Annotated in this window: 23 protein-coding genes; 6 read left to right on the forward strand and 17 right to left on the reverse strand. The window is 68.5% G+C overall.

All coding sequences use genetic code 11. The features are described from left to right. Positions 1-4: 4 nt before the first annotated feature. The 4 genes from AC5LXX_RS22045 to AC5LXX_RS22060 all read right to left on the reverse strand — a co-directional run bounded on the left by AC5LXX_RS22045 (position 5) and on the right by AC5LXX_RS22060 (position 3,950). Positions 5-337, reverse strand: a complete 333-nt coding sequence (locus tag AC5LXX_RS22045; protein ID WP_124446932.1) for a sugar ABC transporter ATPase — start codon at positions 335-337, stop codon at positions 5-7. A 263-nt stretch (positions 338-600) separates the two neighbouring features. Beyond that, the gene (locus AC5LXX_RS22050; protein ID WP_493413150.1) at positions 601-930 is read right to left on the reverse strand and encodes a hypothetical protein; all 330 of its coding nucleotides are present in this window, start codon (positions 928-930) and stop codon (positions 601-603) included. A 151-nt stretch (positions 931-1,081) separates the two neighbouring features. Further along, entirely contained in the window at positions 1,082-2,641 is a 1,560-nt protein-coding gene (locus AC5LXX_RS22055) for a DHA2 family efflux MFS transporter permease subunit (protein WP_493413151.1), read from the reverse strand. Positions 2,642-3,047: 406 nt separating this feature from the next. Then, the gene (locus AC5LXX_RS22060; RefSeq protein ID WP_493413152.1) at positions 3,048-3,950 is read right to left on the reverse strand and encodes a LysR family transcriptional regulator; all 903 of its coding nucleotides are present in this window, start codon (positions 3,948-3,950) and stop codon (positions 3,048-3,050) included. Positions 3,951-4,096: 146 nt separating this feature from the next. Between AC5LXX_RS22060 and AC5LXX_RS22065 the strand changes: the two genes are divergently transcribed. Continuing rightward, a complete protein-coding gene (locus AC5LXX_RS22065; RefSeq protein ID WP_493413153.1) occupies positions 4,097-6,127 on the forward strand; it encodes an FUSC family protein in 2,031 nt (676 codons plus the stop codon). A 12-nt stretch (positions 6,128-6,139) separates the two neighbouring features. On the opposite strand, the gene AC5LXX_RS22070 is transcribed toward AC5LXX_RS22065, so the two are convergent. Further along, positions 6,140-7,060 (reverse strand): bestrophin family protein, encoded by a 921-nt coding sequence (locus AC5LXX_RS22070; protein ID WP_493413154.1) that lies wholly within the window; start codon positions 7,058-7,060, stop codon positions 6,140-6,142. 12 nt (positions 7,061-7,072) lie between these two features. Continuing rightward, positions 7,073-9,397: an FdhF/YdeP family oxidoreductase gene (locus tag AC5LXX_RS22075; protein ID WP_493413155.1), complete on the reverse strand. Its 2,325-nt coding sequence runs from the start codon at positions 9,395-9,397 to the stop codon at positions 7,073-7,075. 152 nt (positions 9,398-9,549) lie between these two features. Here AC5LXX_RS22075 and AC5LXX_RS22080 point away from each other — a divergent pair, with 152 nt between their 5' ends. Then, on the forward strand, positions 9,550-10,971 hold the full coding sequence (locus AC5LXX_RS22080; RefSeq protein ID WP_493413156.1) for an aminotransferase-like domain-containing protein: 1,422 nt from the start codon (positions 9,550-9,552) through the stop codon (positions 10,969-10,971). A gap of 18 nt (positions 10,972-10,989) precedes the next feature. Here AC5LXX_RS22080 and AC5LXX_RS22085 read toward each other — a convergent pair whose 3' ends face one another. Beyond that, positions 10,990-12,231, reverse strand: a complete 1,242-nt coding sequence (locus AC5LXX_RS22085; RefSeq protein WP_493413157.1) for a mechanosensitive ion channel family protein — start codon at positions 12,229-12,231, stop codon at positions 10,990-10,992. Positions 12,232-12,509: 278 nt separating this feature from the next. Here AC5LXX_RS22085 and AC5LXX_RS22090 point away from each other — a divergent pair, with 278 nt between their 5' ends. After that, positions 12,510-14,228 (forward strand): SulP family inorganic anion transporter, encoded by a 1,719-nt coding sequence (locus tag AC5LXX_RS22090; protein ID WP_493413158.1) that lies wholly within the window; start codon positions 12,510-12,512, stop codon positions 14,226-14,228. A 12-nt stretch (positions 14,229-14,240) separates the two neighbouring features. On the opposite strand, the gene AC5LXX_RS22095 is transcribed toward AC5LXX_RS22090, so the two are convergent. Beyond that, positions 14,241-15,107 carry a LysR family transcriptional regulator gene (locus AC5LXX_RS22095; protein ID WP_493413159.1) on the reverse strand — a complete coding sequence of 289 codons (867 nt, stop codon included), beginning with the start codon at positions 15,105-15,107 and terminating at the stop codon, positions 14,241-14,243. 104 nt (positions 15,108-15,211) lie between these two features. Between AC5LXX_RS22095 and AC5LXX_RS22100 the strand changes: the two genes are divergently transcribed. Continuing rightward, the gene (locus tag AC5LXX_RS22100; protein WP_493413160.1) at positions 15,212-15,811 is read left to right on the forward strand and encodes a LysE family translocator; all 600 of its coding nucleotides are present in this window, start codon (positions 15,212-15,214) and stop codon (positions 15,809-15,811) included. 42 nt (positions 15,812-15,853) lie between these two features. On the opposite strand, the gene AC5LXX_RS22105 is transcribed toward AC5LXX_RS22100, so the two are convergent. The 6 genes from AC5LXX_RS22105 to AC5LXX_RS22130 all read right to left on the reverse strand — a co-directional run bounded on the left by AC5LXX_RS22105 (position 15,854) and on the right by AC5LXX_RS22130 (position 20,307). Next, positions 15,854-17,302 (reverse strand): DHA2 family efflux MFS transporter permease subunit, encoded by a 1,449-nt coding sequence (locus AC5LXX_RS22105; RefSeq protein WP_493413161.1) that lies wholly within the window; start codon positions 17,300-17,302, stop codon positions 15,854-15,856. Next, the gene (locus tag AC5LXX_RS22110) at positions 17,299-17,862 is read right to left on the reverse strand and encodes an isochorismatase family protein (RefSeq protein ID WP_493413162.1); all 564 of its coding nucleotides are present in this window, start codon (positions 17,860-17,862) and stop codon (positions 17,299-17,301) included. Before AC5LXX_RS22110 ends, AC5LXX_RS22105 begins: the two co-directional genes overlap by 4 nt. A gap of 68 nt (positions 17,863-17,930) precedes the next feature. After that, positions 17,931-18,386 (reverse strand): MarR family winged helix-turn-helix transcriptional regulator, encoded by a 456-nt coding sequence (locus AC5LXX_RS22115; RefSeq protein WP_493413163.1) that lies wholly within the window; start codon positions 18,384-18,386, stop codon positions 17,931-17,933. Positions 18,387-18,459: 73 nt separating this feature from the next. Continuing rightward, on the reverse strand, positions 18,460-18,693 hold the full coding sequence (locus AC5LXX_RS22120) for a DUF7661 family protein (RefSeq protein ID WP_124446962.1): 234 nt from the start codon (positions 18,691-18,693) through the stop codon (positions 18,460-18,462). A 44-nt stretch (positions 18,694-18,737) separates the two neighbouring features. Beyond that, positions 18,738-19,820: a serine hydrolase family protein gene (locus tag AC5LXX_RS22125; RefSeq protein ID WP_493413164.1), complete on the reverse strand. Its 1,083-nt coding sequence runs from the start codon at positions 19,818-19,820 to the stop codon at positions 18,738-18,740. Between the two features lie 208 nt (positions 19,821-20,028). Next, the gene (locus AC5LXX_RS22130) at positions 20,029-20,307 is read right to left on the reverse strand and encodes a hypothetical protein (RefSeq protein WP_493413396.1); all 279 of its coding nucleotides are present in this window, start codon (positions 20,305-20,307) and stop codon (positions 20,029-20,031) included. Positions 20,308-20,358: 51 nt separating this feature from the next. Here AC5LXX_RS22130 and AC5LXX_RS22135 point away from each other — a divergent pair, with 51 nt between their 5' ends. Both AC5LXX_RS22135 and AC5LXX_RS22140 read left to right on the forward strand, forming a co-directional pair. Then, the gene (locus AC5LXX_RS22135; RefSeq protein ID WP_493413165.1) at positions 20,359-21,234 is read left to right on the forward strand and encodes a LysR family transcriptional regulator; all 876 of its coding nucleotides are present in this window, start codon (positions 20,359-20,361) and stop codon (positions 21,232-21,234) included. A 73-nt stretch (positions 21,235-21,307) separates the two neighbouring features. After that, complete coding sequence (locus tag AC5LXX_RS22140) at positions 21,308-21,589, forward strand: transcriptional regulator (RefSeq protein WP_493413166.1); 282 nt, start codon at positions 21,308-21,310, stop codon at positions 21,587-21,589. An 85-nt stretch (positions 21,590-21,674) separates the two neighbouring features. Here the strand turns inward: AC5LXX_RS22140 and mgtA are convergent, their stop codons facing one another. From mgtA to AC5LXX_RS22155, 3 genes are all read right to left on the reverse strand, one after another. Beyond that, entirely contained in the window at positions 21,675-24,440 is a 2,766-nt protein-coding gene (gene mgtA, locus AC5LXX_RS22145) for a magnesium-translocating P-type ATPase (RefSeq protein WP_493413167.1), read from the reverse strand. Between the two features lie 47 nt (positions 24,441-24,487). Next, the gene (locus tag AC5LXX_RS22150) at positions 24,488-24,646 is read right to left on the reverse strand and encodes a hypothetical protein (protein WP_185658078.1); all 159 of its coding nucleotides are present in this window, start codon (positions 24,644-24,646) and stop codon (positions 24,488-24,490) included. A gap of 510 nt (positions 24,647-25,156) precedes the next feature. After that, positions 25,157-26,815 carry a S8 family peptidase gene (locus AC5LXX_RS22155; protein WP_493413168.1) on the reverse strand — a complete coding sequence of 553 codons (1,659 nt, stop codon included), beginning with the start codon at positions 26,813-26,815 and terminating at the stop codon, positions 25,157-25,159. Positions 26,816-26,847: the final 32 nt, after the last annotated feature.

Raw genomic sequence — 26,847 nt, forward strand, 5'->3', positions numbered from 1 at the left:
TGGATCAGATCGCGCAGCGCGCGACCGCGAAGCGCATCGCTTCCTCGGCCGGTTCGTTGCCCGAGCCGCGCACGACCTTGATGACCGAGCCGTTGCCCGATGGCGTCAGCGTGACGAAGTACGAATTCGAGCCGACGGAGATGTCGGTCACGCCGTTGCGCTGCGATTGCTCGGTGCCAGACAGGCGGCTGTCGAGGCAGTTCGCGATCGCGTAGGCCGGACGTTGCGACGACACGTAGATCATCGGTGCGGCACCCGACGAGGCAGAGTCGGACGAGGGCGCGGAACCGCAGGCGGCGAGCAGGGCGGCGGGGAGGAGCAGCAGGAATCGTTTCATGGTCGGTCGTCGGGTGTCTCGTATCGAGGCTGGGGCGCGGGGTAGGCGAAACGCGAAGCTTCGCGACGAAACCGCCCGGAATCGGGCCGTTTTTGACGGACGACGATGCGACAGGCGGCTGACGACGGAGTATACCCGCAGCATTTGACGCCGTCGGTGCGTTGAAACGATTCGATACACAACCAGAACAAGCACCCGCTGCCGCATCGCGGCAGCGGGCGTTTCAGGTGAGGGCGAATGGGCGCTTGCCGGTGTTGTCGTCGTTATTGGCCGATCTTGTGGCTGACCGCATTTTCCTGCTGGTTCAGCACGTGCTTTTCGCTCTTCGTGATGTGGCCGTGATCCTGCGCGGCCATGTCCCGCTCTTCCTGGCGGATCTTGCGGTCGTCGCGGTGCAGGCGCGCGGCCTGGGCGTGCGACATTTCGCCTTCCTTCACTTCGTGATGGATGCGGCGATTCTGGTTCGCGAGGCGCTGGTTGACCTCTTCGCGGCGCGGATGCGCGTTTTGCCACGGTGTATCGGCGAACGCGGTGCCGGTCAGCACCGACATCAGGGTGGTGGCAATCGCGATATGGCGCGTAAGGGCTCGCATGGTGTTTTCTCCTGTCGTTGCGCTCCGGAATCGTGGGCGCATGACGAAAAAACGCGATACGGGCACCGGCTGTTGACGTTTCGGCCTGTATCGATTGCAAGTGTTTATTACGTCTGCCGCGGCGCGGGGCGCGCGCCGCAGCGGGTACGGATCAATGCGCGCCGGCCGCCGCCGCATCGGCATCACCGCCGCCCGAGCGCACCGGTTTCGTGATCCAGATGAGCGGGATGATCGCGATGAAGATGATCGCCGACACGTAGAAGATGTCGTTCAACCCCATCACGGCCGCCTGCGAGTCGACCGATGCGTTGAAGAACGCAAGCGCCGAATCGGGGCTCAGGTGCAGCAGCGAACGCGTCGCGTCGACCTGCTGCGTGAAGACCGGATTGGTGACGCTCGCCTGTTCGGTGAGCCGCACGTGATGCAGGATCGTGCGGTCGTTCCACGCGTTGCTGATCAGCGACGTGCCCACCGCGCCGCAGAATGTCCGACCGAAATTCGACAGGCCGGCCGCGGCCGGGATCTTCTCCGGCGGCAGCCCGGACAGGATGATCGACGTCAGCGGCACGAAGAACATCGCCATCGGGATGCCCTGCAGCAGCGTCGGCAGCACGAGATCCCAGCGCGACACGTCGGTGTAGAAGGTCGTGCGCATCATGAACACGACCGCGAACCCGACGAACGCGAGCGTCGCGATGTAGCGCGGGTCGGTGCGCGGCAGCAGGCGCCCCATGACCGGCGTGAGCAGGATCGCGAACACCCCGAGCGGCGCGGTGGCGAGCCCCGAGTCGACCGCGCGGTAGCCGAGATAGCCCTGCATCCATTGCGGCAGCAGCACGAGCGTGCCGAAGAACATCCCGTACGCGACCGAGATCGCGATCGTGCCGCCCGCGAAATTGCGCTGCGTGAAGAGCCGCAAGTCGACGATCGGGTTGGCCTCGTTCAGCTCCCAGATGAGGAAGAACGCGAAGCCGATCAGCGCGACGATGCCGAGCGCGACGACGACGGACGAGTTGAACCAGTCGAGATCCTTGCCCTTGTCGAGCATGATCTGCAGCGACGCGACCCACAGCACGAGCAGCAGCAGGCCGACCGTGTCGATCGGCATGCGTTTCGTGGCCGATTCGCGGTCGCGGAACACGATCCACGTGACGGCTGCCGCGAAGAAGCCCACCGGGATGTTGATGTAGAAGATCCACGACCAGTTGTAGTCGTAGGTGATCCAGCCACCGAGCGACGGCCCCGCGATCGGGCCGACGAGCGCCGTCATCGACCACAGCGCGAGCGCGCTCGACGATTTCTGCCGCGGCCATGCGCCGAGCAGCAGCGCCTGCGACAGCGGCGCGAGCGGCCCCGCGACGGCGCCCTGCAGGATCCGCGCGGCGAGCAGCGTCGGCAGGTTCGGCGCGATCCCGCACAGCCACGACGCGAACACGAACAGCAGGATCGACGTGACGAACAGGCGCACCTGGCCGAAGCGCTGCGTGAGCCAGCCGGTCAACGGAATCGACACCGCGTTCGCGGCCGCGAAGATCGTGATCACCCACGTGCCTTCGTCGACCGACACGCCGAGGTCGCCGGAGATCGTCGGAATGGCGACGTTCGCGATCGACGAGTCGAGCACGTTCATGAACATGGCAAGCGATACCGCGATCGTGCCGATCGCGAGCTTGCCGCCCGACAGCGGCGCCTGGGGGGACGGAGATGACATGGTGTTCCTGCGTGATGAAAGGGGCCGGGCGGCGCGCGCCGGCAGTCGCGCACGTACGCGCGCGACGCCTGCGCGGACGGGCCGCGAAGCGGACGAACACGCCCTGCGCGCGGGCGGCCCGGCAAACGGGGCCGTCCGCGCGCAGCATGCGGTTCAGGCGTTCGATCGGATCGGTGAAGCCGTGGCGGGCTTCGGGACGCGGGCAGGCCGGTCAGGAGGGCGCGACGCGCGTGACGCGTCGGCGGGCAGCGGGCACGTGGCTGCCGTAGCGTGTGTGGTGATTTGGCATGGGCACAGGCTAACGATGCGGCGCACGGCGATCAACGCTCGCGCGCTCATTAGTTCCTTTCGTGCGCCGCAATAATGCAGCCGATGGGCATCGATGGCCGGTCGCCGGTGCCGCCGGTTACGGCGCGGTCCGCCACGCGGTGAAGACTTCCGTCAGGAACTCGACGAACGCGCGCACCTTGCTGTCGAGCGTCGCGCGCTTCGGGTAGAGCGCGTGCAGCTCGACGTCGTCGGTGCGGTGCCAGTCGGGCAGCACGATTTCGAGTTCGTTGCTGGCGAGCCGCCGCGTCGTGAAGTGCGTGGAGATCAGCGCGATGCCGCCGCCGCTCGCGGCCTGGCGCAGCACCGTGACCGATTCGTTCGAGATCAGCACCGGCCGCACCGGCACATCGGCCACGTCGCCGGCCGCGTTGGTGAGTCGCAGCGTCAGGCCCGGCGTGTCGCGGCCGACGAACAGGATGTCGTGACCGGCGAGATCCTGCGGCGTCTGCGGCCGGCCGGCCCGGTCGAGATAGTGCGGGCTGGCCGCGAGCTTTGCGTGCGACCAGCCGAGCGAGCGCGCGACATAGCCGGAATCGGTCAGCACGCCCGTGCGCAGTGCGACGTCGAAGCCGTGCTCGACGAGGTCGAGCGGGCTGTTGTCGTAGATCAGCACGAGCTGCACCAGCGGGTAGCGCCGGCGAAACTCGGCGAGCGCCGGCTCCAGTTCGATCAGGCCGATCGCGTAGGGCACCAGCACGCGCAGCGTGCCTTCGGGCTCGGTGCGCAGCGCCCGGGCCTGGCGGTCGGCGTCGAGCAGGATTTCCTCGGCGCGCAGGCAGCGTTCGTAATAGTCGCGCCCGGCTTCGGTGACGGACACGCGGCGCGTCGTGCGGTACAGCAGCTGGACGCCGAGGTCGTCCTCGAGCTGCCTGACCTTGCGGCTCACGCGGCTGAGCGGCATGTCGAGTTGCGTGGCGGCGGCGGTGAAGCTGCCGCGCTCCACCACGCGCAAGAATATCCGGATGCTTTCGAGGTCCATACGGGGCGTTTCGAGGTTCGTTCTGCGCGCATCTTACCGTCGCGCGCCGGATCGCAGCGGGTCGCGCCGATTATCCTGCCCGGTGCAATAACGCATCCCGCCGCCGCCCCGTAGTGGCGGCCGGCGCGCGATCGTATGCTCGCCGGATGAAATTCGCTCTCCCCAGCGTGCCGCCGCTCGCGGCCGTCCGGGCCGCGCTGCGCGATGCGCGCCCGACGTTGCCGCCCGGCGCGCTCGCGTTCGCGCTGCGCAATACGGCCGCGTCGCTGCTCGCGCTCTATATCGCGTTCCGGATGAATCTCGACGATCCGAAATGGGCCGCGTCGACCGTGTGGATCGTCGCGCAGGGCAGCCGCGGGATGGGGCTGTCGAAGAGCCAGTACCGGATTCTCGGCACCGCGATCGGCGCGGCCGTCGCGCTCGTGCTGACCGGCGCATTCGCGCAGACGCCCGAGTTGTTCCTGCTGGCGCTTGCCGCGTGGATCGGGCTGTGCGCGGGCGTCGCGACGTTCCAGCGGAATTTCCGCGCGTATGCGGCGGTGCTCGCCGGCTATACGGCCGCGATCATCGCGATGGATGCGGTATCGGCGCCGCTGCACGCGTTCGACATCGCGGTCGCGCGGTTCCTGTATGTGGTGGTCGGCATCCTGTGCGGCGCGCTGGTCGAAACGGTCTTTGCGCCGGGTGCGCCGTTGAAGGACGTCCGGACCCACCTCGCGCGTTATCTCGACCGCGCGGTGGCGGTCGGCGCGGGCGCGCTGCGCCGCGAGCCGAACGGCGCGGCCGTGCATCGCCTGTTTGCGGATGCGTTCGAACTCGACACGGCGGCCGAGTATGCGGCGGCAGGCGCACCGCCCGTGCGCAACGCGATCGGCCATCTGCGCGCGGCGGCGCTGGGTGTGCTCACCGCGCAGGCCGCCGGGCAGGCGATTCGCGAGCATGCGGCGCGAGCCGGCGATGCGACGGATCCGCTGGTCGACGAGGTCGCGCGCGTGCTCGACGGTGTCGCCGCTTCGGGCGATGCGGGGCACGAGATCGCGGCACTGCGTGCGCGTGTGGACGACGCCCTGCACGCGGAGGCCGCCGCGCAGATCGGCCCGGACACGTCGCGCCTGCTCACGCTCGACCGGCTGGCGGCGCTGCTCGCCGGGTTCGATCGTGCGTTCGCGAGCCGGACGCTGCTCGACCGGCCCGAGCCGCCGCCTGCGCGCGTGCGCTACGCGTTCCACCACGATCCGGTGCTCGCGTGCCACAACGGCATCCGCGCGTTCATCGCGGTGCTGGCCGCGTCGGCGATCTGGATCGTCACCGCATGGCCGTCGGGCGCGGGCTTCGTCGCGATCACGGCGGTGGTCGGCGCGCTGTTCTCGACACGCCCGAACTCGGTGCGCGCGGCCGTCGGCTTCCTGAAAGGCACGGCATGCGCGGCGGTCGCGGGCGTCGTCTGCAACTTCATCCTGCTGCCCGCGGTGTCGGGCTTCGAGATGCTCGCGACCATCCTCGGCGTATTCCTGGTCGCCAACGGCATCGCGATGCGTCATCCGCGCACGGCCGCGATGGGCAGCGCATTCGCGATCTTCTTCTGGAATTTCACGTCGCCGGACAATACGGTGCGCATCGGCGACGCCGCGTTCCTGAACAGCGCACTCGCCACGATGCTCGGCATCGCGTTCGGCGCGCTGATCTTCGCGCTGGTGTTTCCCGGCGATCCCGGCACAAGCCGGCGGCGGCTGCATCGCGCGGTGCGCCGCGACCTGGCCGGCATCGCACGCGACCCGCGCGCGTGGCCGGAGAGCGTGTGGCTGAGCCGGACGGCCGATCGTCTCGCGCGCGAACTCGGCTTCGCGGGCAGCCTGCCGCAGACGCTGATCGAGCGCGACATGCGCGACCTGCTCGCGATCTGGGGAATCGGCGACAGCCTGCTGTCGCTCGCCGAACTGGCATCGCGCGAGCCCGCAGCGCGCCGTGCGGCGGCCGTGGTGCGCGGGCGCGTCGCGCGGGCGGATGTCGCGCAACTCGACCGGACCTGCGACGCGGCGGCGCGCGTGCTGCGGCGGCGCGCGGCCGTGCGCGACGGCGACGATGCGCACGCGTTGCTGCGCGGCGTCGTGCTGTTGCGGCGGATCGCCGACGCAGCCGCCGAGCACGGCCGCTTCCTGCGCGGCCGCGGCGACTGAGCGGGGCGAGGGTCAGGTGAGGCGGTACGCGCGGCCGGGCGTCACTTCGGCCGGCAGCGGCTCGTGGTTCAGTTCGAGCAGCGTGCGCTCGATCTGTCGCGTCATCGCATCGAGTGCGAGATGGTTCGGCCCGTCGCCGAACGGCTCGGCGATCGCATGCGCGATCGCGTCGAGCGCGATCAGCGTATAGGCGACGAATACGGTGACGAACGGCGTCGCCGCGCCGATCGAGTCGACGAGGCCGAACGGCAGCAGCACGCAGTACGCATAGATGGTCCGGTGCAGCAGCACGTCGTATGAAAACGGGATCGGCGTCGACGCGATCCGCTCGCAGCCGCTCACCATCGACACGAGATCGTCGAGTCGCGCATCGAGCATCCACAGGCGCGTCTCGGCGAGACGGCCCGCGTCGGCGCGTGCGGCGAACGTTTCGCGCAGCGCGTGCACGATGACGACCGGGCGGAATCGCGCACCGGCGATGCGCGCATAGGTGGCCTCGTCGAGCAGACCGCGCAGGTCCGTGGCCGGATCGGTGCCGCGCAGCTGATGCTTGAGCGCATAGACGAACGCGACGACCGTCCGCACGAATGCGCGCCGCGATGCATCGTCGCGATCGACCGCGCCGTAGCAGAGCGCCTGCGAGACCAGCGTGCGCGTGGCGGTCAGGACGCCGCCCCACAGTTGCCGGCCCTCGCGGTAGCGTTCGTAGCTCGCGTTGTTGCGAAACCCCGCGAAGATCGCCAGCGTGAGGCCGATCAACGTGAACGGCGTCGGGTTCAGCGGCACCTTCTCGCCGAGCACGCGGCCGCCGCCCCACACCGCGACGAGGCTGATCGCGAGCGTCAGCACGAGCTGCGGCAGGATGGTCGGCAGCACCGAGCCGTTCCAGACGAGCAGCATCCGCAGCCAGTGCTCGCGCGGACGAACGATCATCGTCGCGCTCCGTCAGGCGGCGATCGACGCCGGCGCGGCCGCGCGATGCAGCAGTACGGGCACCGACTTCGACGTCGGCGTGTTGCACACGTCGCCGACACTGTCGAGCGGCACGAGCGGGTTGGTTTCCGGGTAGTACGCGCCGATGCAGCCGCGCGGGATGTCGTACTCGACGAGCAGGAAGCCGTCCGCGCGCCGCTCGATGCCGTCGTGCCACACAGTTTCCATGTCGACCCATTCGCCGGCCTTCAGGCCGAGCATCGCGAGATCGTCGCGGTTGACGAACACCACGCGGCGCTGGCCGAACACGCCGCGATAGCGGTCGTCGAGCCCGTAGACGGTCGTGTTGTACTGGTCGTGCGAGCGCGTCGTCATCAGCGTCATCAGCCGTTCGCCGTGCAGCGCGCGGGCGCGCTGGATCGGCGTGTCGGTCGGCAATGCGTGCGCGATGAAGTTCGCCTTGCCGGTCGGCGTGAGCCATTCGCGGTCGCGCGACGCGACGCGCAGGTGGAAGCCGCCCGGCCGTGCGATGCGCGTGTTGTAGTCGTAGAAGCCGTCGAGCGTCGCTTCGATCGCGTCGCGGATCTTCGCGTAGTCGTCCTTGTACGCGAGCCAGTCGACCTTGCCGCTGCCGAACAGCGCATGACCCATGTGCGCGACGATCGCGGGCTCCGACATCAGGTTCGGCGACGCCGGCTTGTTCATCCCGTACGACACGTGGACCATGCTCATCGAATCCTCGACCGTCACGCCTTGCGCGACGTTGTCCTGCAGGTCGATCTCGGTGCGGCCGAGCGTCGGCAGGATCAGCGCGTCGCGGCCGTGGATCAGGTGGCTGCGGTTCAGCTTGGTCGTGATGTGCACCGACAGGTCGCAGCGGCGCATGCCTTCCCAGGTGCGCGGCGTGTCGGGCGTCGCCATCGCGAAGTTGCCGCCGAGGCCGATCAGCACCTTCACGTGGCCTTCGAGCATGCCTTCGATCGTCTCGACGACGTCGTAGCCGTGATGGCGCGGCGGTTCGAAGTCGAACACGTGGCCGAGCCGGTCGAGGAACGCCTGCGACGGCTTTTCCTCGATGCCGACCGTGCGGTTGCCCTGCACGTTCGAGTGGCCGCGCACCGGGCACAGGCCGGCGCCGGGGCGGCCGATATTGCCGCGCATCAGCATCAGGTTCGTCAGCATCTGCACGGTCGCGACCGAATGCTTGTGCTGCGTGATGCCCATGCCCCACGTCGCGATCACGCGTTCGCTGCGCGCATAGAGCTGTGCGAGGCCGTCGATCTGCTCGTACGGCACGCCGCTTTCGGCCGTCAGCGCGGACCAGTTTTCGTTGCGCAGGTCGTCGGCGAACGCGTCGAAGCCGGCCGTGTGCTCATCGATGAACGCGGTGTCGAGCACACGCGGCGCACCGGCGGCGCGCGCGGCATCGTCGAGTTCGAGCACGCGCTTCGCGATTCCCTTGATCAGCGCGAAATCTCCGCCGATCGTCGGCTGGATGAACGTCGACGCGATCTTCGTGCCCGACATCGTCAGCATCTCGATCGGGCTTTGCGGATCGGCGAAGCGTTCGAGGCCGCGTTCCTTCAGCGGGTTGATCGACACGATCGTCGCGCCGCGCTTCGCGCATTCGCGCAGCTCGCCCATCATCCGCGGGTGGTTGGTCGCCGGATTCTGGCCGAAGATCAGCAGCGTGTCCGCGTGCTCGAAATCGTCGAGCGTGACGGTGCCCTTGCCGACGCCGACCGACGCCGGCAGCCCGCGGCTCGTCGCCTCGTGGCACATGTTCGAGCAGTCGGGGAAGTTGTTCGTGCCGTACAGGCGCACCAGCAACTGGTACAGGAACGCGGCTTCGTTGCTCGCACGGCCGGACGTGTAGAACGCGGCCTGGTTCGGGTCGGGCAGCGCGCGCAGGTGGCGCGCGATCAGCTCGAACGCGTCGTCCCACGCGATCGGCACGTAGCGGTCGGTCCGCGCGTCGTACACCATCGGGTCGGTGAGCCGGCCGTGCTGCTCGAGTTCGAAATCCGACTGGTCGAGCAGCTCGGTGACCGTGTGCGCGGCGAAGAACTCGGGCGTCACGCGCTTGCTCGTCGCTTCGGCGGCCACCGCCTTCACGCCGTTCTCGCAGAATTCGAACGTCGACGCGTGCTGGCGGTCGGGCCACGCGCAACCGGGGCAGTCGAAGCCGTCCGGCTGGTTCTGGCGCAGCAGCGTCCGGTAGTTGCCGCCGGCGACCTTTTCCTTGATCAGGTTGATCGTGACGGCTTTCAGCGCACCCCAGCCGGCGGCCGGGTGGGTGTACGGTTCGATGCGCGCGGTGGCGGATTTCTTTTTCATGATGCGGGTGTCGGGGTCGATGGCTGCAGAGTACGCGCGGCACCCGTCCGGCTGTGTGTACACCTGTTCACTTCAAAAAAGAGTACAGTTTCGGCCATTCATACAGTGCGGATCGCAACTGTGTTGTTGAAGGGAAGCTGAAAGGGAGGCGCGTGAAGCGTTACGAACAACTGGCCGACGATCTCCAGGCGCAGATCGAGCGTGGCGTGTACCGGCCGGGCGAGCGGATTCCGTCGGTGCGGCACGCGAGCCGGCAGCAGCAGCTGAGCGTCACGACCGTGCTGCGCGCGTACCTCGTGCTGGAAAGCCGCGGACTGATCGAGAGCCGGCCGCAATCGGGCTATTTCGTCCGGGCGCGCGCGTCGGCGCCGCCCGGGGCCGAGCTGCACACGTCGGCGCCGACGGCCGAGCCCTCGGCCGTGGACGTGAGCCGGCTCGTGCTGTCGACGCTGCGCTCGATCGCGCGCGACGACGCGGTGCCGCTCGGCTCGCCGTACCCCGACGCGTCGCAATTCCCGGTGCAGCGCCTGGCGCGCTATGCGCAGGCGATCGGGCGGCGCCGCACGCGCTGGGGCGTGATCGACGACCTGCCGCCCGGCAACCAGGAACTGATCCGCCAGATCGCGCGGCGCTATGCGGAGCGCGGGATCGCGGTCGAGCCGGGCGAGATCGTGATGACGATCGGTGCGACCGAGGCGATCAACCTGTGCCTGCAGGCCGTCGCGAAGCCGGGCGACACGATCGCCGTCGAATCGCCGACTTTCTACGCGATGCTGCACGCGATCGAGCGGATGGGCATGCGCGCGCTCGAAGTCGCGACGCACCCGGGCGAAGGCATCGATCTCGACGCGCTCGAACGGGTGCTCGAGCGCGAGCGCATCGCGGCGTGCATGGTGATGCCGAATTTTCAGAATCCGCTCGGCTTCCAGATGTCCGATGCGCGCAAGCGCGCGCTCGTCGAGCTGCTGGCGAAGCACGGCGTGCCGGCGATCGAGAGCGACGTCTATCACGAGCTGCACTTCGGCGACACGACGCCGGGCGCGCTGAAGTCGTTCGACCGCGACGGGCTCGTATTGCATTGCGCGTCGTTCACGAAGAGCCTGTCGCCGCGCTACCGGATCGGCTGGGCGATGCCGGGCCGCTACCGCGACCAGGTCGAGAAGCTGAAATTCCTGAACACGCTTGCGACGCCCGCGATCGAGCAACTGGCGATCGCCGAGTACCTGAAACACGACGGCTACGATTTCCACCTGCGGCGCATGCGCAAGCAGTACGCGCAGCAGGCGAGCCTGATGAGCGCGATGGTGCGGCGCTTCTTCCCGGAGGGCACGCGGCTGTCGCAGCCGCAGGGCGGATATGTGCTGTGGGTCGAGCTGCCGCCGCAGGTCGATGCGATGAAGCTGTACACGCTCGCGCTCGCGCAGCGGATCACGGTCGGGCCCGGCCACATGTTCTCGGCCGGCACCGACTACCGGCATTTCATCCGGCTCAACTACAGCTATCCGTGGTCGCGGCAGATCGAGGACGCATTGAAGGTGCTGGGACGGCTCGCGTCGGAGTGCGCGGCGCGGTGAGCGCGGCCGTGCAGTGCCTCAACCCGCGTGCGGCGCCTGCAACCCGGCCTGTGCGGCGACGCCCATCTGCCGCATGTCGAAGCCCGACGGGTGCTGGTACACGCGCAGCCCGAACTCCGGCAGCACCGCGATCAGGTGGTCGAACAGGTCGGCCTGGATGGCCTCGTAGTCGACCCACGTCGTCGTGTCGGTGAAGCAGTACAGTTCGAGCGGAATGCCTTCGGCCGTGAGCGGCAGTTGCCGAGCCATGCAGGTCATGTCGCGGCGGATGCGCGGATGGCCCTTCAGGTAGTTCGCGACATACGCACGGAACGTGCCGAGATTCGTCAGCTGGCGCCGGTTCGCCGGGCAGTCGCCGGCCGCGCCGAGCGTGCCGTTCCATTGCTCGATCGCGTCGACCTTGTCCTCCAGATAGTCCTTCAGCAGCGTCAGGCGCTCGAGCCGTTCGATCTCGTCGTTCGACAGAAAGCGCACGCTCGTCGCATCGACGAACAGCGCGCGCTTGATGCGGCGGCCGCCCGCTTCGGTCATCCCGCGCCAGTTCTGGTAGCTCTCGGTGATCAGCTTCCACGTCGGCACCGTGATGATCGTGTGATCGAAGTTCGCGACCTTGACCGTGTTCAGCGTGATGTCGATGACGGTACCGTCCGCGCCGGCCGACGGCATCGTGATCCAGTCGCCGATCCGCAGCATGTCGTTCGACGACAGCTGCACGCCGGCGACGAGGCCGAGCAGCGTGTCCTTGAAGATCAGCATCAGCACCGCGGACATCGCGCCGATGCCGGACAGCAGCAGGCCGATCTGCTTGCCGGTCGCATCGCCGATCACGACGAGCGCAGCCGTGATGAACATCACGAGCTTGACGAGCTGCATCGCGCCTTTCAGCGACAGGCGCGGCTGGTCGCGCTGGTGCGTGCGGTGCGTGTGCTCGAGCGCGGACAGCGTCGCGCTGATTGTCATCGTGACGAGGAACACGATCAGCGCGAACAGCACCTTGTCGGTGACCTGCGCGACGCGCTCCGGAATGCCGGGCACCGCGCCGAGCCCGAGCTTGATCACGACGAACGGGACGATGCGGTTCAGCCATTTGAATGCGCCGAACTCGAACAGCGCGTCGTCGACGCGCGTGGCGGACAGCCGCGCGAGGCGCGCGACCACGCGAAACAGCAGGAAATGGACGGCGGCGGTGATGGCGCCGGCAGCGGCGAGCAGAATGAGGATGCCGACGAGCGGCGTCAACCAGGATTCGTTCAGGGTCATAGCGGCTAACAGGGGCCTTCTCGTGCGTTGAATCGGCGCCGCGACGCGGCGCGCGCCCGGTGAAGGGCACATGAAAGGGACCGTGATTGTGCCATCGGGTTCCGGGCGCGTGTCGTGGATGCCGCGTCAACCGGCTCCCGAATACGTTCACCATTGTGCAGGTATCCTCTGCATCGAGGTGAGGGTGAAAGGCCGTACTTGCCATGCGAGGCTCGCCCGAGGCACGATGCGCGAAAGCCTTCGCGATCCTCGTCACTTCGACCTCACGCATTTCACGCATGCAAGATTCCAACGAAAGCCGCCCGTCGGGCGTGCGGCTGCTGAAAGGCATTCTCCCGATCCGCCGGGCAGGCGCCGTCCGCGACGTGTTCGCGGGCATTTCGCTCGCATCGATGGATATCCCGCAGGTGCTCGGCTATGCGCGCATCGCCGGGATGCCGGCCGTCACGGGCCTCTACACGGTGTTCCTGCCGCTCATCGCGTTCGCGTGCTTCGGCGCATCGCGTCATCTCGTGGTCGCCGCCGATTCCGCGACCGCAACGATCTTCGCGAGCCGGCTGTCGTCGATGGCGCCGGCCGGCAGCGCGGAATATGCGGCATTGGCCGGCATGGTCGCGCTGCTGACCGGTGCGATGCTGCTGCTCGCGCGCGTCTTCAAGCTCGGTTTTCTCGCCGATTTCCTGTCGCGCACGGTGCTGGTCGGCTTTCTCGCGGGCGTCGGCGTGCAGGTGTCGATCGCGATGCTCGGCGACATGCTCGGGCTGGCGGTGCCGTACCCGGCGTCGCGCAGCCTCGCGCAACTCGACTACGTCGTCACGCATCTCGTCCACACGAACCGGCCGACGCTCGCGCTCGCGGCGCTCGTGGTCGTCGCGATTCTCGCGTGCAAGCGGTTCCTGCCGCGCGTGCCGATGCCGATGATCGTCGTCGTGGGCAGCATCGCGGCGAGTGACGGGTTCGGCTTCTCCGCGCACGGCATCGCGGTGCTCGGGCCTGTTGCGGGCGGCTTGCCGCCGCTGCGCTGGCCGTCCGTCACGTGGCAGCAGTTCCTCGATCTCGTGCCGGTCGCCGCGTCGTGTTTCGTGATGATCATCGCGCAGAGCGCGGCGGCCGCACGCGTGTTCGCGCAGCAATACGGCGAAGACGTCGACACCAACGCGGACATCCTCGGCCTCGCGGCCGCGAATGCGGCGGCGGCGGTCGGCGGTGCATTCGTCGTCAACGGCAGCCCGACACAAACAGCGATGGCCGACGGCGCGGGCGTGCGCAGCCAGATCGGGCATCTCGCGTTCGCCGCCGTCGTGGCCGTCGTGCTGCTGTGCTTCAGCACCTACCTGCAGTATCTGCCGCATGCGGTGCTGGCCGGCATCGTGTTCACGATCGCGCTCGGGCTGATCAACGTGCGCAGCCTCGCGGCGATCCGCAAGGAAAGCCCCGGCGAATTCACGCTTGCGCTCGTGACGGCCACGGCCGTCGTGACCGTCGGCGTCGAACACGGCATCCTGCTGGCCGTGGCGCTGTCGCTGATGCGGCACGTGCGCCACAGCTACCAGCCGCACACGATGGTGCTCGAACCCGTCGCGGGCGATGGGCGGTGGCAGCCGGTGCCCACGCGGCGCGGTGCGATGACGGCGCCGGGGCTGATCGTCTACCGGTTCGGCTCCGACCTGTTCTTCGCGAACGACCATCTGTTCGCCGGCGAAATCACCGAGCTCGTCGACGCGGCGCCGGTGCGGCCGCGCTGGTTCGTCGTCGACGCGGGCGCGATCACCGACGTCGATTATTCGGCCGCGCGGACGCTGACCGATCTCGTCAAGATGTTGCATGCGCGCGGGATCGGCGTGCTGTTCGGGCGCGTGAATCGCTATCTGCGTGCGGACATGGATCGTCACGGGATCACCGAGGTCGTCGGCGCGTCGTGCATCTTCGCGACGCTGCATCAGGCGCTGGAGGCGGCCGGCACGACGCCCGCGCCGCAGGAGCCGGGCACCGTGTAGCGCGAACGGGCGCTACGCAGCCGTGCGCAGGCGCGCGAAACCGTTGCGCAGGTAGCGGGCCAGTTCCGTCGCGGCCGGCGTGCGCTGGCCGCGCGGCACGTGCAGGTTGATCGAGAAATTCGGCAGCGCGGGCAGGCCGCTGCCGGCCGGCAGGATGTCGAGGTCGGCCGGCACGGTGGACGCGAGCCAGACGGTCACCGCGAGATCGGAGCGCACGGTCGCGGCCGTTGCGTCGAAGCTGCCGTTCTCGAACACGGTGCGCCACGTGCGATCGCAGCCGCGCAGCGCGTCGAGCACGGAAGGGCGGAACGCGCAGGTCTGCGCGACCATCGACACCGGCAGCGGCGTGGTGCGATGCGCGGCGCCGCCTTTCGCGCCGACCCAGACCAGCCGGTCGACGGCGATGCACTCGCCGCGCGACGATCCGACCGGCGCCTCGATCAGCGCGACGTCGAGGTCGCCCTGCGTGAGCCCGCGCCGCAGTTCCGGCGACGCCGCGCACACGAGCGTGAGCTCAACTTGCGGATGCGCCTGCGCATAGCTTTTCAGGATCGGCGCGAGACAGGTGCCGACCAGATCCTGCGGCGCACCGAGGCGCACCGCGCCTTCCACCGCACCGGCCGTCAGGTCGGTGAGCAGCGCATCGTGTACGGCGAGCAGCCGGCGCGCCTGTTCGAGCAGCCGCTCGCCGGTCGCCGTGAGCAGCAGGTTGCGATGCTCGCGGACGAACAGCGGGCCGGACAGCGTTTCGAGCCGCGCGACCTGCTGGCTGATCGCGCCTTGCGTCAGGTGCAGCGCGTGGCCGGCCGCCGTCATGCTGCGATGATCGGCGACGGAGACGAATGCGCGCAGCAGCGCGATGTCGAGATTGCGAGCCATGCGTCACATTATGAACGCTAATGGCAGACATAAGAAGCTTTCACTGTCGTAATGGATGAATCGCGGGTAAAACGGGGCTTCGACGACGACAACCGGGAGCCGCCGTGCCGCTTCACGACTACCTGCCGCTGATGCTGTTCGTGATCGTATCCACCGTGACGCCGGGCGGTGCGACGACGCTCGCGACGGCGTCGGGTGCGCATTTCGGCTACCGGCGTTCGCTGCCGCTGATGGCGGGCATCGCGGCCGGCCTGGCGTCGATGGCGGCGGCCGCGGCGGCCGGGCTTGGCAGTGTGTTGCTCGCACTGCCGGCGTTGCAGCTCGCGATGAAGGCGGTCGGGTCGCTGTACCTCATGTGGCTGGCCGTGCGTATCGGGCGCGGCGGCAAGCCGCGGCTCGATGCCGCCGTGCAGCGGCCGCAGGGATTCGTCAGCGGCGTGTGGATGCTCTGGCACAACCCGAAGGGCTGGGCGATGACGCTCGGCGCGGCCGCGTCGTTCGCGGCGCTCGCGTCCGGGCCGGCGCGGCTCGGCGTGCTGCTCGGGCTCGCGTTCGGTGTGGCCGCGATGGCGTCGCTGTCGTTGTGGTGTTTCGCGGGGCTGCTGTTTGCACGCGTGTTGCGCACGGAGCGGCAGTGGCGCTGCCTGAATGTCGGGCTCGGCTTGCTGCTCGTGGTGTCGATCGTGCCGATGTGGCTGCCGTAGCAGGAGACCGCGCACACTGCGCGGCGCTCCCCCTGTTCAGTGCTAACCGGCCCGCACGGCGCCGGCAGGCCGGCCACCGGCGCCGCTCGACCACAACGGCAGCCACAGCGTCGTGATGAAGCTCGCCGCGTGCAGCGCGCACAGCAGGCCGAATGCCCACGCATACGCGACGGCCTGCGAGCCGCCGGCCGACGCCGATTCGACGTGCAGCCGCCACGCGAGGAACAGCGTGCACATCGTCGTGAACGTCGGGCCGCCGAGGCGCTGCACGATATTGAGCGACGTCGTCGCCATCGGCAGGTTGCGGCGTTCGACCGACGCATACGCGGCGGAGATGGACGGCGCGCCGATCGCGCTCTGGCCCATGCCGCGCAGAAACAGCGCCGGTACGAGCACGACCGGGTCGTAGCCGGTCAGCGCGAGGACCACGAACGGCAGCGTTGCGACGAGCGCGAGCAAGGCGCCGGCCGCGGCCAGCCGGCGCACGCCGAACCGGCTCGTCAGCGCGCCCATCGACGGATAGGTGACGAGCATGCCGAGCCCGAGCGGCGCGAGCAGCCAGCCCATCTCGCCCGGCGAACGCCCGCACGCCTGGATCAGGAACACGGGGATCAGCATCTGGCCCGCGTACATCGCGCCGTTCGACAGGAACTGCGTGCCGGCCGCCGCGCCGAACATGCGCGAGCGGAACAGCGCGAGATCGATCAGTGCCTGTTCGCCCTTGCGCCGTTCGAAGCGCAGGAACGCGGCGAGCAGCAGCGCCGAGCAGCCGACCGCGGCGACGCCGAGCGCCGAGCCGATCCGTTCGGCGCCGTACAGGAACAGCACGAGGGCGGGCGACAGCAGCGCGAGGCCGACCCAGTCGAGTTCGCGCCGATGCGCATCGTCGTGGTCACGGGGCAGGAAACGCGCGGCCAGCGCGAGCGCAAGCGCGCCGACGGGCAGGTTCACGAGAAACAGCCAGCGCCACGACGCATGCTGCAGGATCGCGCCGGCGACCACGGGCCCGAGGATCGGCGCAAGCAGCACGGGTACCGCCGCGTAGCCGATCACGCGCGCCATCTGCTGGCCGGCGACGCGCGCGATCATCATCTGCGCCATCGGCGCGAGCAACCCGCCGCTGACGCCTTGCAGCACGCGGAACGCGATCAGCGAAGGTGCGGACCACGCGAGCCCGCACAGCGCCGAGGTGAGCGTGAACGCCGAGAAACACCACAGATACAGCGCCTTCGCGCCGATGCGGTCGACCAGCCAGCCGTTCAGCGGCAGCACCAGCGTCAGCGCGAGCAGGTAGCCGCTCGTCACCCACTGGATCGTCGACAGGCTCGCGTGCAGGTCGGTCGCGAGGCTCGACAGCGACACGTTGACGATCGTCGCGTCGAGTTGCGACAGCAGCGAGCCGAGCGTCGCGACCGCGCTGACCTTCCAGATCGACGGGTCGAGCCGGCCGGCCGCATGGCCCGGCGCCGGCTTCGCGTGCTGGTCGCTCACGCGTCGCGCCGGTCGAGCAGCGCGACGATGTCCTGCGTCGTGCCGGTCTCGCCGAGGCGCGGGAACAGGCGCTCGATGCTGTTCACGTGTGCGTCCGCGCTGAGGTCGGTCATCGCGTCGACGGCGAGGGTCACGTTGTAGCCGAGTTCGTGGGCCTGCCGGGCGGTCGATTCGACGCCGATGCTCGTCGCGACGCCGGTCAGCACGATCTGCGTGACGCCGGCCGCCTTCAGGTGAGCGTCGAGATCCGTGCCGGTAAATGCGCCCCAGGTCTTTTTCGTCACGACGTGGTCGTTCGGCCGGCGGTCCAGTTCGGGGATGAGTTCGGCCCAGTCGGCGGGGAGTTGCGCCGTGCGCGGCGCTTGCTCGGTGCGGCCCGGCGCACCGCCGGCGACGTTGACGAGCACGACCGGCAGGCCGCGGCTGCGGAATGCGTCGAGCAGCGTGCGGGCGTGCGCGATCACCGGTGCGACCGGGTGGGCGGTGGGGAGGGCGACGATGCCTTTCTGCAGGTCGATGACGACCAGTGCCGTGTTCGTGTCGAGACGGGTTGCGCTCATGACGGGGCTCCGTGAAAAAGGGCGGGGAAAGCCGGGCGCGCGGATGCCGCGCGGCGCGCCGGCCGGATTCATTGGTCGCCGATGCGGCGGATCAGCGGGATCGCCGCGGCGAGCGTGGCGATGTCTTCGGGATCGAGCTTGTCGATCGCGGCGCCGAGCCACTTGTGCTTCGCGGCGTTGCGCTTGCGCCGTGCGTCGAGGCCGGCCTGGGTCAGCTTGAACAGGATCTGGCGGCCGTCGGTCGGGTGCGGCTCGCGCTCGACGAGCGCATCTTCCTCGAGGCTCGCGAGAATCGCCTTCATCGATTGCGGCTTCATCGCTTCGGCGCGCGCGAGGTCGGCGGTCGTCATCGGCCCGTGTCGTTCGAGCCGCGCGAGCGCGCTGGTCTGGGACATGCCGAGCCCTTCGGATTCGATCTCGGAGCGCAGCCGGCGGATCAGCTGGCCGACCGCGAGGGTCAGGTCGGCGGCGACGGTGTCGGCGGAAACGCCGGGTTTGCGTGGCGGGTTCATGCGGCGGATCATAGAATACGACAGTTAAACTTGCAAGTTTAACTGTTGAATTTCCCGCTGCGCGACGGAGCGGTCCATCGCGCGATCACGCGCGGCGCGGGTCGACCGGGACGACTTCGTTGTATTTCGGGGTCGCGCTTTCGTGCAGCAGGTCGCCGAGGTATTGCGCGAGTTCGTCCGCGGCGAGCGCCGACGGAATCTGCAGGTTGGCCGGGCGCCGCTTGCCTTCGGTGCCGAGGTCGAACACAGCCCATCGGCCGTTCGCGCGCACGACGGCGAGCAGCCGTCCGAACGCGTTGAAGCGGTATTCATCCTGCATGGCATCGCTCCCGTCGGGTGAACGCAACGGCTGCCTGCGCGTGCTTACTGGATCGAGCAGGACAACCAGCGGTGGATCTTGAGCGCGTCGCTCGATACGCCGGCACGCGTCGGCGCGCCGAGCAGCACGACCGTTTCGCGGCGGCCCTTCACGCGCATCCGCATCACGACGCCGTGCCCCGACTCGTTGATGAAGCCGGTTTTCTGCAGCCGGATCGGCAGGCGGCGGTAGCGGACGAGCGGGTCGGAATTCACGTACACGAGCTCGCCGTCGCCGGGGCGCACGGTGGTCGACGTGTCCGTCGAGAAATAGCGGATCAGCGGATCTTGCGCGGCCGCGCCGACGAGTCGCGCGAGATCTTCCGCCGTCGACACGTTGTGCGGCGACAAGCCGGTCGGCTCGCGGAAGTGCGTATGACGCATGCCGAGCCGGCGCGCTTCGCGGTTCATCGCCTTGACGAACGCGGCGCGCCCGCCCGGATAGTCGCGGCTCAACGCGGCGGCCGCGCGATTCTCCGACGACATCAGCGCGATATGGAACATGTCGCGGCGCGACAGTTCCGAGCCGACCTGCAGGCGCGAACCGGTGAACTTGATGGTGTCGCGATCGTGCGCGGTGACGCGCAGCACGCCGTTCAGCGGACGATCGGCATCGCGCGCGACGACGGCCGTCATCAGTTTCGAGATCGACGCGATCGGTCGCACGGTGCGCGCGTTGCGGGCCAGCAGCGGTGTGCCGGAGTCGACGTCGAGCACGTAGGCCGCGCGTGAATGCAGCGACCCGACCGCGCGCGGCGTGAAGCCGCAACTGGCGAGCAGCTTCGGTTTCGCGGGCGGGCGCGGCCGTACGGCCGCCGTGCGTTTCGCACGCCGCGGTTGCGGTGCGGGTGCGGCGTGACGTTTGGCGGCCTGATGCGTGACGCGCGGGCGGCGCTGCTTGACGGCCTTTTTCTTGCGGTGGGGTTTCTTCTTGACGGCCTTCGTGTGGCCATGCGCGTGGGCATGTGCGGTGCGATGCGGCTGCACGCGTTGCGCGGACGCGTTCGTGGCAAACGCGAGCAGCAGGAACGAGAGGGCGAGGATCACGGTGGTCCGGGCGCGAGGCAGGCGCGCGATGAGGCCGGTCAAGCGAAAGTCTCCTTTTCACGCGCGATGCGGCTGCGCGGAATGCATGGGCGGTCAGCGGGTGCGGGAAATTATACGGTCGATCGCGTGGCGATGACGATGGGATGAGTCGCAATGACGCGTGATGCAGGCGGATTCGGCGTGTTTTCGATCTGCCTGTTGAGATGGTGCGGGTGGTGCGCGTGTGGTGACGGCCGTGCAGGCTGGCCGTTCAGCGCGGCCAGTTCCGCCGCGACACGACCGCAAAGCTGATCGCGATCGACCCCGTCACGGCGCGCGGCGTCGGGTCTTCGATCGCATCGCCGAAGCGGAAACGGCGGCTGCGTCCGTCGACGCGTCCGGCGCGACGTTTCGGCGCGTGCGCATCGGTTGCGGCAGCGGGTTCGTTTGCGTCCGCGGCATCGCATGACGGCTGGGCCACGCATTCAACGGCTTGATCGAAAGACATGACGGTGAATTCCGGGAAGGGCATGTCCGTATTGGACGCTATCGGATTCGATCAGTAAAATGAATATTTCGATCAATACGATTCTTTTGAAGAATGGAACTGAAACTGCTCCGCACGTTCCTGACGGTCACCGAGCTGTGCCATTTCAGCCGCGCCGCGGATGCGCTGCACATGAGCCAGCCGGCGCTGAGCAAGCAGATCGGCGCGCTCGAGGCGAGCCTCGGCGGCAAGCTGTTCGAGCGCGGCCGGCACGGCGCGGAGCTGACGTCGTTCGGCGAACGCTTCCTGCCCGATGCGCAGGCGCTCGTGCGCGACGCCGACGAGATCCTCGCGCGTGCGCGTGAGACAGCCGGCGGGCAGCGCGGTCATTTGCGGCTCGGCATCTGCCTGTCCGTGCTGACGCTCGTGCCGAAGCTGATCGCCGAGTTTCGACGTCGCAATCCGGGCATTGCGGTCACGCTGAGCGACCTGTCGTCGTCCGAGCAGACGCGCCGGTTGCGTGCGGGCAAGCTCGACGCCGGGTTCCTGCGTCTGCCGTCCGACGACGGCGTGTCGTCGTTCAAGGTGATCGACGAATCGCTCGCGCTCGCGGTGCCTCCGCACCTCGGCTTCAAGCGCGTGCCGGCCGACCTCGACGTGCTCAACGAGATCGGCTTCATCGCGCTGCAGCGTGCGCGCGGCCCGGGGCTGGCCGCGCAGATCGACCGGTGGTGCGTCGAGCGCCGCTTCGTGCCGCACGTGACGCAGCAGGCGGAGGACGTGCAGTCGGTGCTGACGTCCGTCGCGGCCGGCGTGGGCGTCGCGTTCATCCCGTCGAGCGCGCAGTATCTGCTGCGCGATGCGACGGTGATACCGCTCGACGGTCGCGACGCGAAGTGGCGCGTGGGGCTCGCGTGGCTGTCGGATCGCGACGATCCCGTCACCACGCGTTTCGTGTCGTTCATGCGCACGGCACTCAAGGGCGTATGACGCGGCGTATAGTGTCCGCGATGACCTTTCCTGACCGAACGCCGGCCCGCTGCCGGCGGATGACCCCGAACCGATGACTTCAGAATCCGACGAATCCCCGCTCGATCCCGCACTCGTCGCGACGCTCGCGACGCTGAACGAGGCCGCGAACGATCCGGCCGGCAAGACGTGGTCGCTGCCGAAGATCGCGAAGCGCACGCAACTGCCGATGAGTACGCTGCGCCGTGTGTTGACGCAGCTCGACGCCGCGGGCCTGAGCGCGACGACGCTGAATGAAGACGGCACCGGCAGCGCTGCGCTGACCGACGAAGGGCGCGCGGTGTGCGCGCAACTGTTCGGCGCGAACGACGCTTGATGAATGAAAAACGGGCCGCTGATGCGGCCCGTCGTGTAGCGGCTCGGCGCATGCGTCGCGCCGGCACGTTGTCATCAGGACGGAATCAGAACCACTGCTTGTAGCGGCGCACGTAGATCGTCTTGACGATCTGCGCGAGCACGATGTAGCCGACCATCGTCGCGGCGAGCCACAGCCAGTAGGTGCCCGGCAGGTGCATGAAGCCGATCGCTTCCGCGAACGGCGAGAACGGCAGCCAGCAGCCGATCGCGATCGCGGTGAAGGTCGACAGCAGCACCGGCAGCGACGCCGTGCTCTGCAGGAACGGGATTTTCTGCGTGCGCAGCAGGTGCACGACGAGCGTCTGCGACACGAGGCTCTCGATGAACCAGCCCGAGTTCATCACGATCTGGCCGCCGGTCCCGCCGTTCAGGTGATACAGCGCGCCCGCGCCGAACACGGTCCACATCAGGATGTAGGTCGTGATGTCGAACACCGACGACGTCGGCCCGACCCACAGCATGAAGCGGCTGATGTTGCCGGCTTCCCACTTGCGCGGCTTCTTCAGGAACTCGGGATCCATCTTGTCCCACGGCAGCAGCATCTGCGACGTGTCGTAGATCAGGTTCAACACGAGCAGCTGCGTCGCGAGCATCGGCTCCCATGGCAGGAACGCGCTGGCGACGAGCACCGAGAACACGTTGCCGAAGTTGGAGCTGGCCGTCATGTTCAGGTACTTCAGGATGTTGCCGAACGTCTCGCGGCCCTTGATCACGCCTTCCTCGAGCACCATCAGGCTCTTTTCGAGCAGGATGATGTCGGCGGTTTCCTTCGCGATGTCGGCGCCGCTGTCGACCGAGATGCCGACGTCGGCGTCGCGCAGCGCCGGTGCATCGTTGATGCCGTCGCCGAGGAAGCCGACCGTGTGGCCGTTCGCCTGCAATGCCTTGACGATGCGCGCTTTCTGCAGCGGCGTGAGCTTCGCGAACACGGTCGTGCGTTCGACGACCTTGGCGAGCGTGTCGTCGTCGAGCGCTTCGATTTCCGTGCCGAGCATCGGCTTGCCCGGTTCGAGGCCGACCTGGCGGCACACCTTCATCGTGACGGTCGGGTTGTCGCCCGTCAGTACCTTCACCGCGACGCCGTTCTCGCGCAGCGCGGCGAGCGCCGGTGCGGCCGATTCCTTCGGCGGATCGAGGAAGGTCAGGAAGCCGCGCACGACGAGATCGTGTTCGTCGGCGGTGCGGTACTGTGCGCGCTCGTCGCCGCGTGCGATCGTGCGCGTCGCGAGCACGAGCACGCGGAAGCCGTCCTCGTTGTAGGCGGTCGCCTGTTCGAGCAGCCGCTTGCGCGCGACGAAGTCGAGCGGGCGTACGCCGTCTTCGTCCTGCACGTGGGTCGACACGGCGAGCATTTCCTCGACCGCGCCCTTGCAGATCAGCAGGTGCGTGCCGTGCCTGTCCTCGACGACGACCGACAGGCGGCGCCGCACGAAGTCGAACGGCAGCTCGTCGATCTTCTTGTAGCCCTGCGGCTTCACGCGTTCGCCGATCTCGTCGGCACGCGCGACGACCGCGATGTCGATCAGGTTCTTCTGGCCGCTCTGGTGGAAGCTGTTCAGCCAGCCGAGCCGCAGGATTTCCTCGTTCTTGTGACCGGACAGGTCGAGGTGGTGTTCGAGGATGATCTTGTCCTGCGTGAGCGTGCCGGTCTTGTCGGTACACAGCACGTCCATCGCACCGAAGTTCTGCACCGAGTTCAGCCGCTTGACCACGACCTTGCGGCGCGCCATCGCGACCGCGCCGCGCGCGAGGTTCGCGCTGACGATCATCGGCAGCATCTCGGGCGTCAGGCCGACGGCCACCGCGAGCGCGAACGTAAGCGCGCTCAGCCAGTCGCCCTTGGTCAGCCCGTTGATCATGAACACGATCGGCACCATCACGAACATGAACTTGATCAGCAGCCAGCTCACGCTCGCGACGCCGCGATCGAAGCTCGTCTCGATGCGCTTGTGGCTCACGACGTTGCGCGCGAGCGAACCGAAGTACGTGTCCTCGCCGGTCGCGACGACGACGGCCGTCGCCGTGCCGCTGACGACGTTGGTCCCCATGAAGCAGACGTTCTCGAGATCGAGCAGCGACGCCGACGCATCGCTTGCCGGGCCGGCCGCGTTCGTGCTCGCGGTTTTGCCGGCCACTGCGCCGAGCGTGTCGTACTTCTCGACGGGCAGCGCCTCGCCGGTCAGCACGGCCTGGCTGATGAACAGGTCGCGCGACGCGAGCAGGCGCACGTCGGCGGGGATCATGTCGCCGGCCGACAGGTGCACGATGTCGCCGGCCACGACTTCGCGCATTGGCACTTCGCGGCGCGTCGGCTCGGACGTGTCGGTCACGGAACGCTGCACGGTGGCCGTCGTGCGGACCATCGCCTTGAGCTTCTCGGCCGCGCGCAGCGACCGGAATTCCTGCACGAAGCGCAGCAGCGCGCTGATCGTGACCATCGTCAGCAGGATCGTCATGCCGACGTAGTCGCGATCGTCGGGCGCCGCGAAGTAGACGTCGGTGAAGAAGCTGATGGCGGCCAGCACCAGCAGCACGTAGACGAACGGGTTGTGGAACGAGAGCAGCAGCTGGCGGGTCCAGTGCGGCGGCTTGTCGTGCGCGATCTCGTTCGGGCCGTAGTGCTGCAGGCGGTCGGCGGCCTGGTCGTAGGTGAGGCCGCGCGTGCTGGTGTGCAGTGCCTTCAGCGTATCTTCGAGCGGGCGGGCCGCTTCCTGCGCGGCGCGCATGATGCGCGGCTCGTTCTGCCGGCCGGCGCCGGCCTTGATGAAGCCGCGCTGTTTCTTCTGAGAGGTGTTGTGTCGTGTTGTCATGAGTCGCTCCTTGCGCACGAGGCGGCGGGCGGGGAGCGGCCGTGACGTTATCGACGCACGAGCGCTCCCCGCCGCGTCGCGTCAGGCGCGATCGGCTGTGGATCGGTAAAGGCGGGAACGCTCGCCGGCGCGCGTGATGCGGTCGGCATGTCGATGCGCAGCGTCGCACCGGCGAGCGGTAATCGACTACTGTCGTCTGAGTTCATCTGCACTCCTGTCGGTTGCGGAGAGTCGGCACGTGCGATCGACGGCGGCGCGCGCAACGAGGCGCGCGGCCGGACGGCACGCGAACGGAGAGTGCACGCGGCTGGCGCCGCGCGCGACACGAACGCACACGCGCGACGGCGCGTCGCGTGCATTCGACAACTTCGAAAAATTCGGCGGGAGATCGGGCCAGTACTCAGGCCGGAAGGACGCCGCATCCTGCTTCCCGGGATGCGGCAGAAGACGAGGCTCTGCGCGTTTTCCTCAGGCAGCAGTCGAGTTGGTCAAGCACCAACTACAACTCGCATCGGTGTTCACAGAACACTCCAAGTAATGAGACGGGAGCGATGGTAATGGCTCGCTGTGCGAAGCGTCAACCCTTTTGTCAGGCGTTATTTCGAGATGCGTGATCGGGTCGATGCGGGCTCGCGGAAGCGCCGGCGGGCCGGCAACGAAGCGGCCGCGCGCATGCCATGCCTGCATGTGCGCGGCCGCTTCGGGCAGGGCGCCGGTTACTGGTTCGCCGACGCGACGGCGGCCCCTGCATCGAGGATGCCCGAGCCTGCCGGCATCGCGGTGCACGACGTGCCGGCTGCCAGCTTCGCCGCGCGCGTGCCGCCTTGCAGCTTCTGCTGGATCTGCGTGGGCGTGAGGTTGCCGTTTACCGACAGCATCAGCGCCGCGACGCCCGACACTTGCGGCGTCGCGAGGCTGGTGCCGTTCGCGAGGCCGTAGGTGTCCGCGCCCGGCGTCGTCGTGCCGGTGTTCGACGTCGACAGGATGTTGACGCCCGGCGCGCTCAGCGATACGTCGGCGCCGAAGTTGCTGAACGATGCACGGCGGCCCGTCGCGTCGGTCGCGGCGACGGTGATCACGCCGCGGCAGTTCGCGGGCTGGTCGAGCCCGGTCGACAAGCCGTCGTTGCCGGCCGCGACGATGACGGTCACACCCTTCGCGGTCACGTCGTCGATCGCCTGCTGGAACGTCGTGCTGCATGCGCCGACGCCGCCGAGGCTCAGGTTGATGACCTTCGCGGGCCGCGGGTTCGTCGGGACGCCGTTCACGGGGATGCCGGCTGCCCAGCGCATCCCGTCCGCGATGTCGCTCGTCACGCCGCCGCACTTGCCGAGTACGCGCACCGGCAGGATCTGGCCGAGCCACGACACGCCGGCGATGCCGGTGCCGTTGTTCGCGGTCGCGCCGATCACGCCCATCACGCGCGTGCCGTGCCAGCTGCTGTCGCTCGGCTGGCTCGCACAGTGATAGTACGGACCGTTGGCGTTGTCGAGTTCCTGCTGCGTGACCCAGTCGCCCGGATCGGTTGCATCGGGGCTGCGCGTCAGGCCGTTGTTGCTGGTGTTGACGTTGCTGATGAAGCTGTAGCCGGACAGCAGGTTGCCGACCAGGTCGCCGTGCGGCCGGTAGCCCGTGTCGAGCACGGCGGTGACGACGGTCGGCGAACCCTTGGTCGCGCTCCACGCGGGCGGCAGGTCGATCCCGGCAGTCGGATCGGACAGGTTCCACTGCTGGTTGTAGAGCGGGTCGCTCGGCGTGTCGCGAACCTGCATCGGGTGATCCGGTTCCGCGTAGTCGACATCGCCGTCGGCCGCGAATGCCTGCGCCAGGGCGGCTGCGTCGGCAGCCGCCATGCGCTGGCCGAGCGACAGCACGGCTGCGCCGTTCGAGATCGTCCGCTCGACCTGCACGTTGACTGGCGTTTGCGCGACCGTGCTCGCATAGGCGCGCGCGCTGCCGGTCACCGGCGCCGTCCAGCGCGTCATCGAGCGCTGGATGACCGCATCGAGGCGCGTCCCGTTGTCGACGGCCGCCATCGCACGCGTGGCCGTCAGCGTCTTCAGCTTGACGATCAGGTGATCGACCGGCGGCTCGACCGGTGCCGTCTGCGCAGCCATCTGCACGGCGGCCTGCTGCGTGGCGCATGCATTGCTGCCGGACGAGGCGGGCGGGGTCGTGGGGTTGCTGGGCGCGGGGGTGGGGGCAGGCGTCGGGGCGGGTGCGGGCGACGCGTTGGAGGAAGAGGGGTTGCTGCCGTCGCCGCCGCCTCCGCCGCAGCCGGCGAGAGGCAGTAGGGCGGCGGCGGACAGCATGCCGGCGAGCATGCGCGCGTGTGCGGAGCGCGCCAGCGCAAAATTGAAACGTTTGGCTCTCATGTTGAAACTCGATCCTCGTAGATAACCGTCGT

The organism is Burkholderia torrens (genome assembly GCF_984668525.1).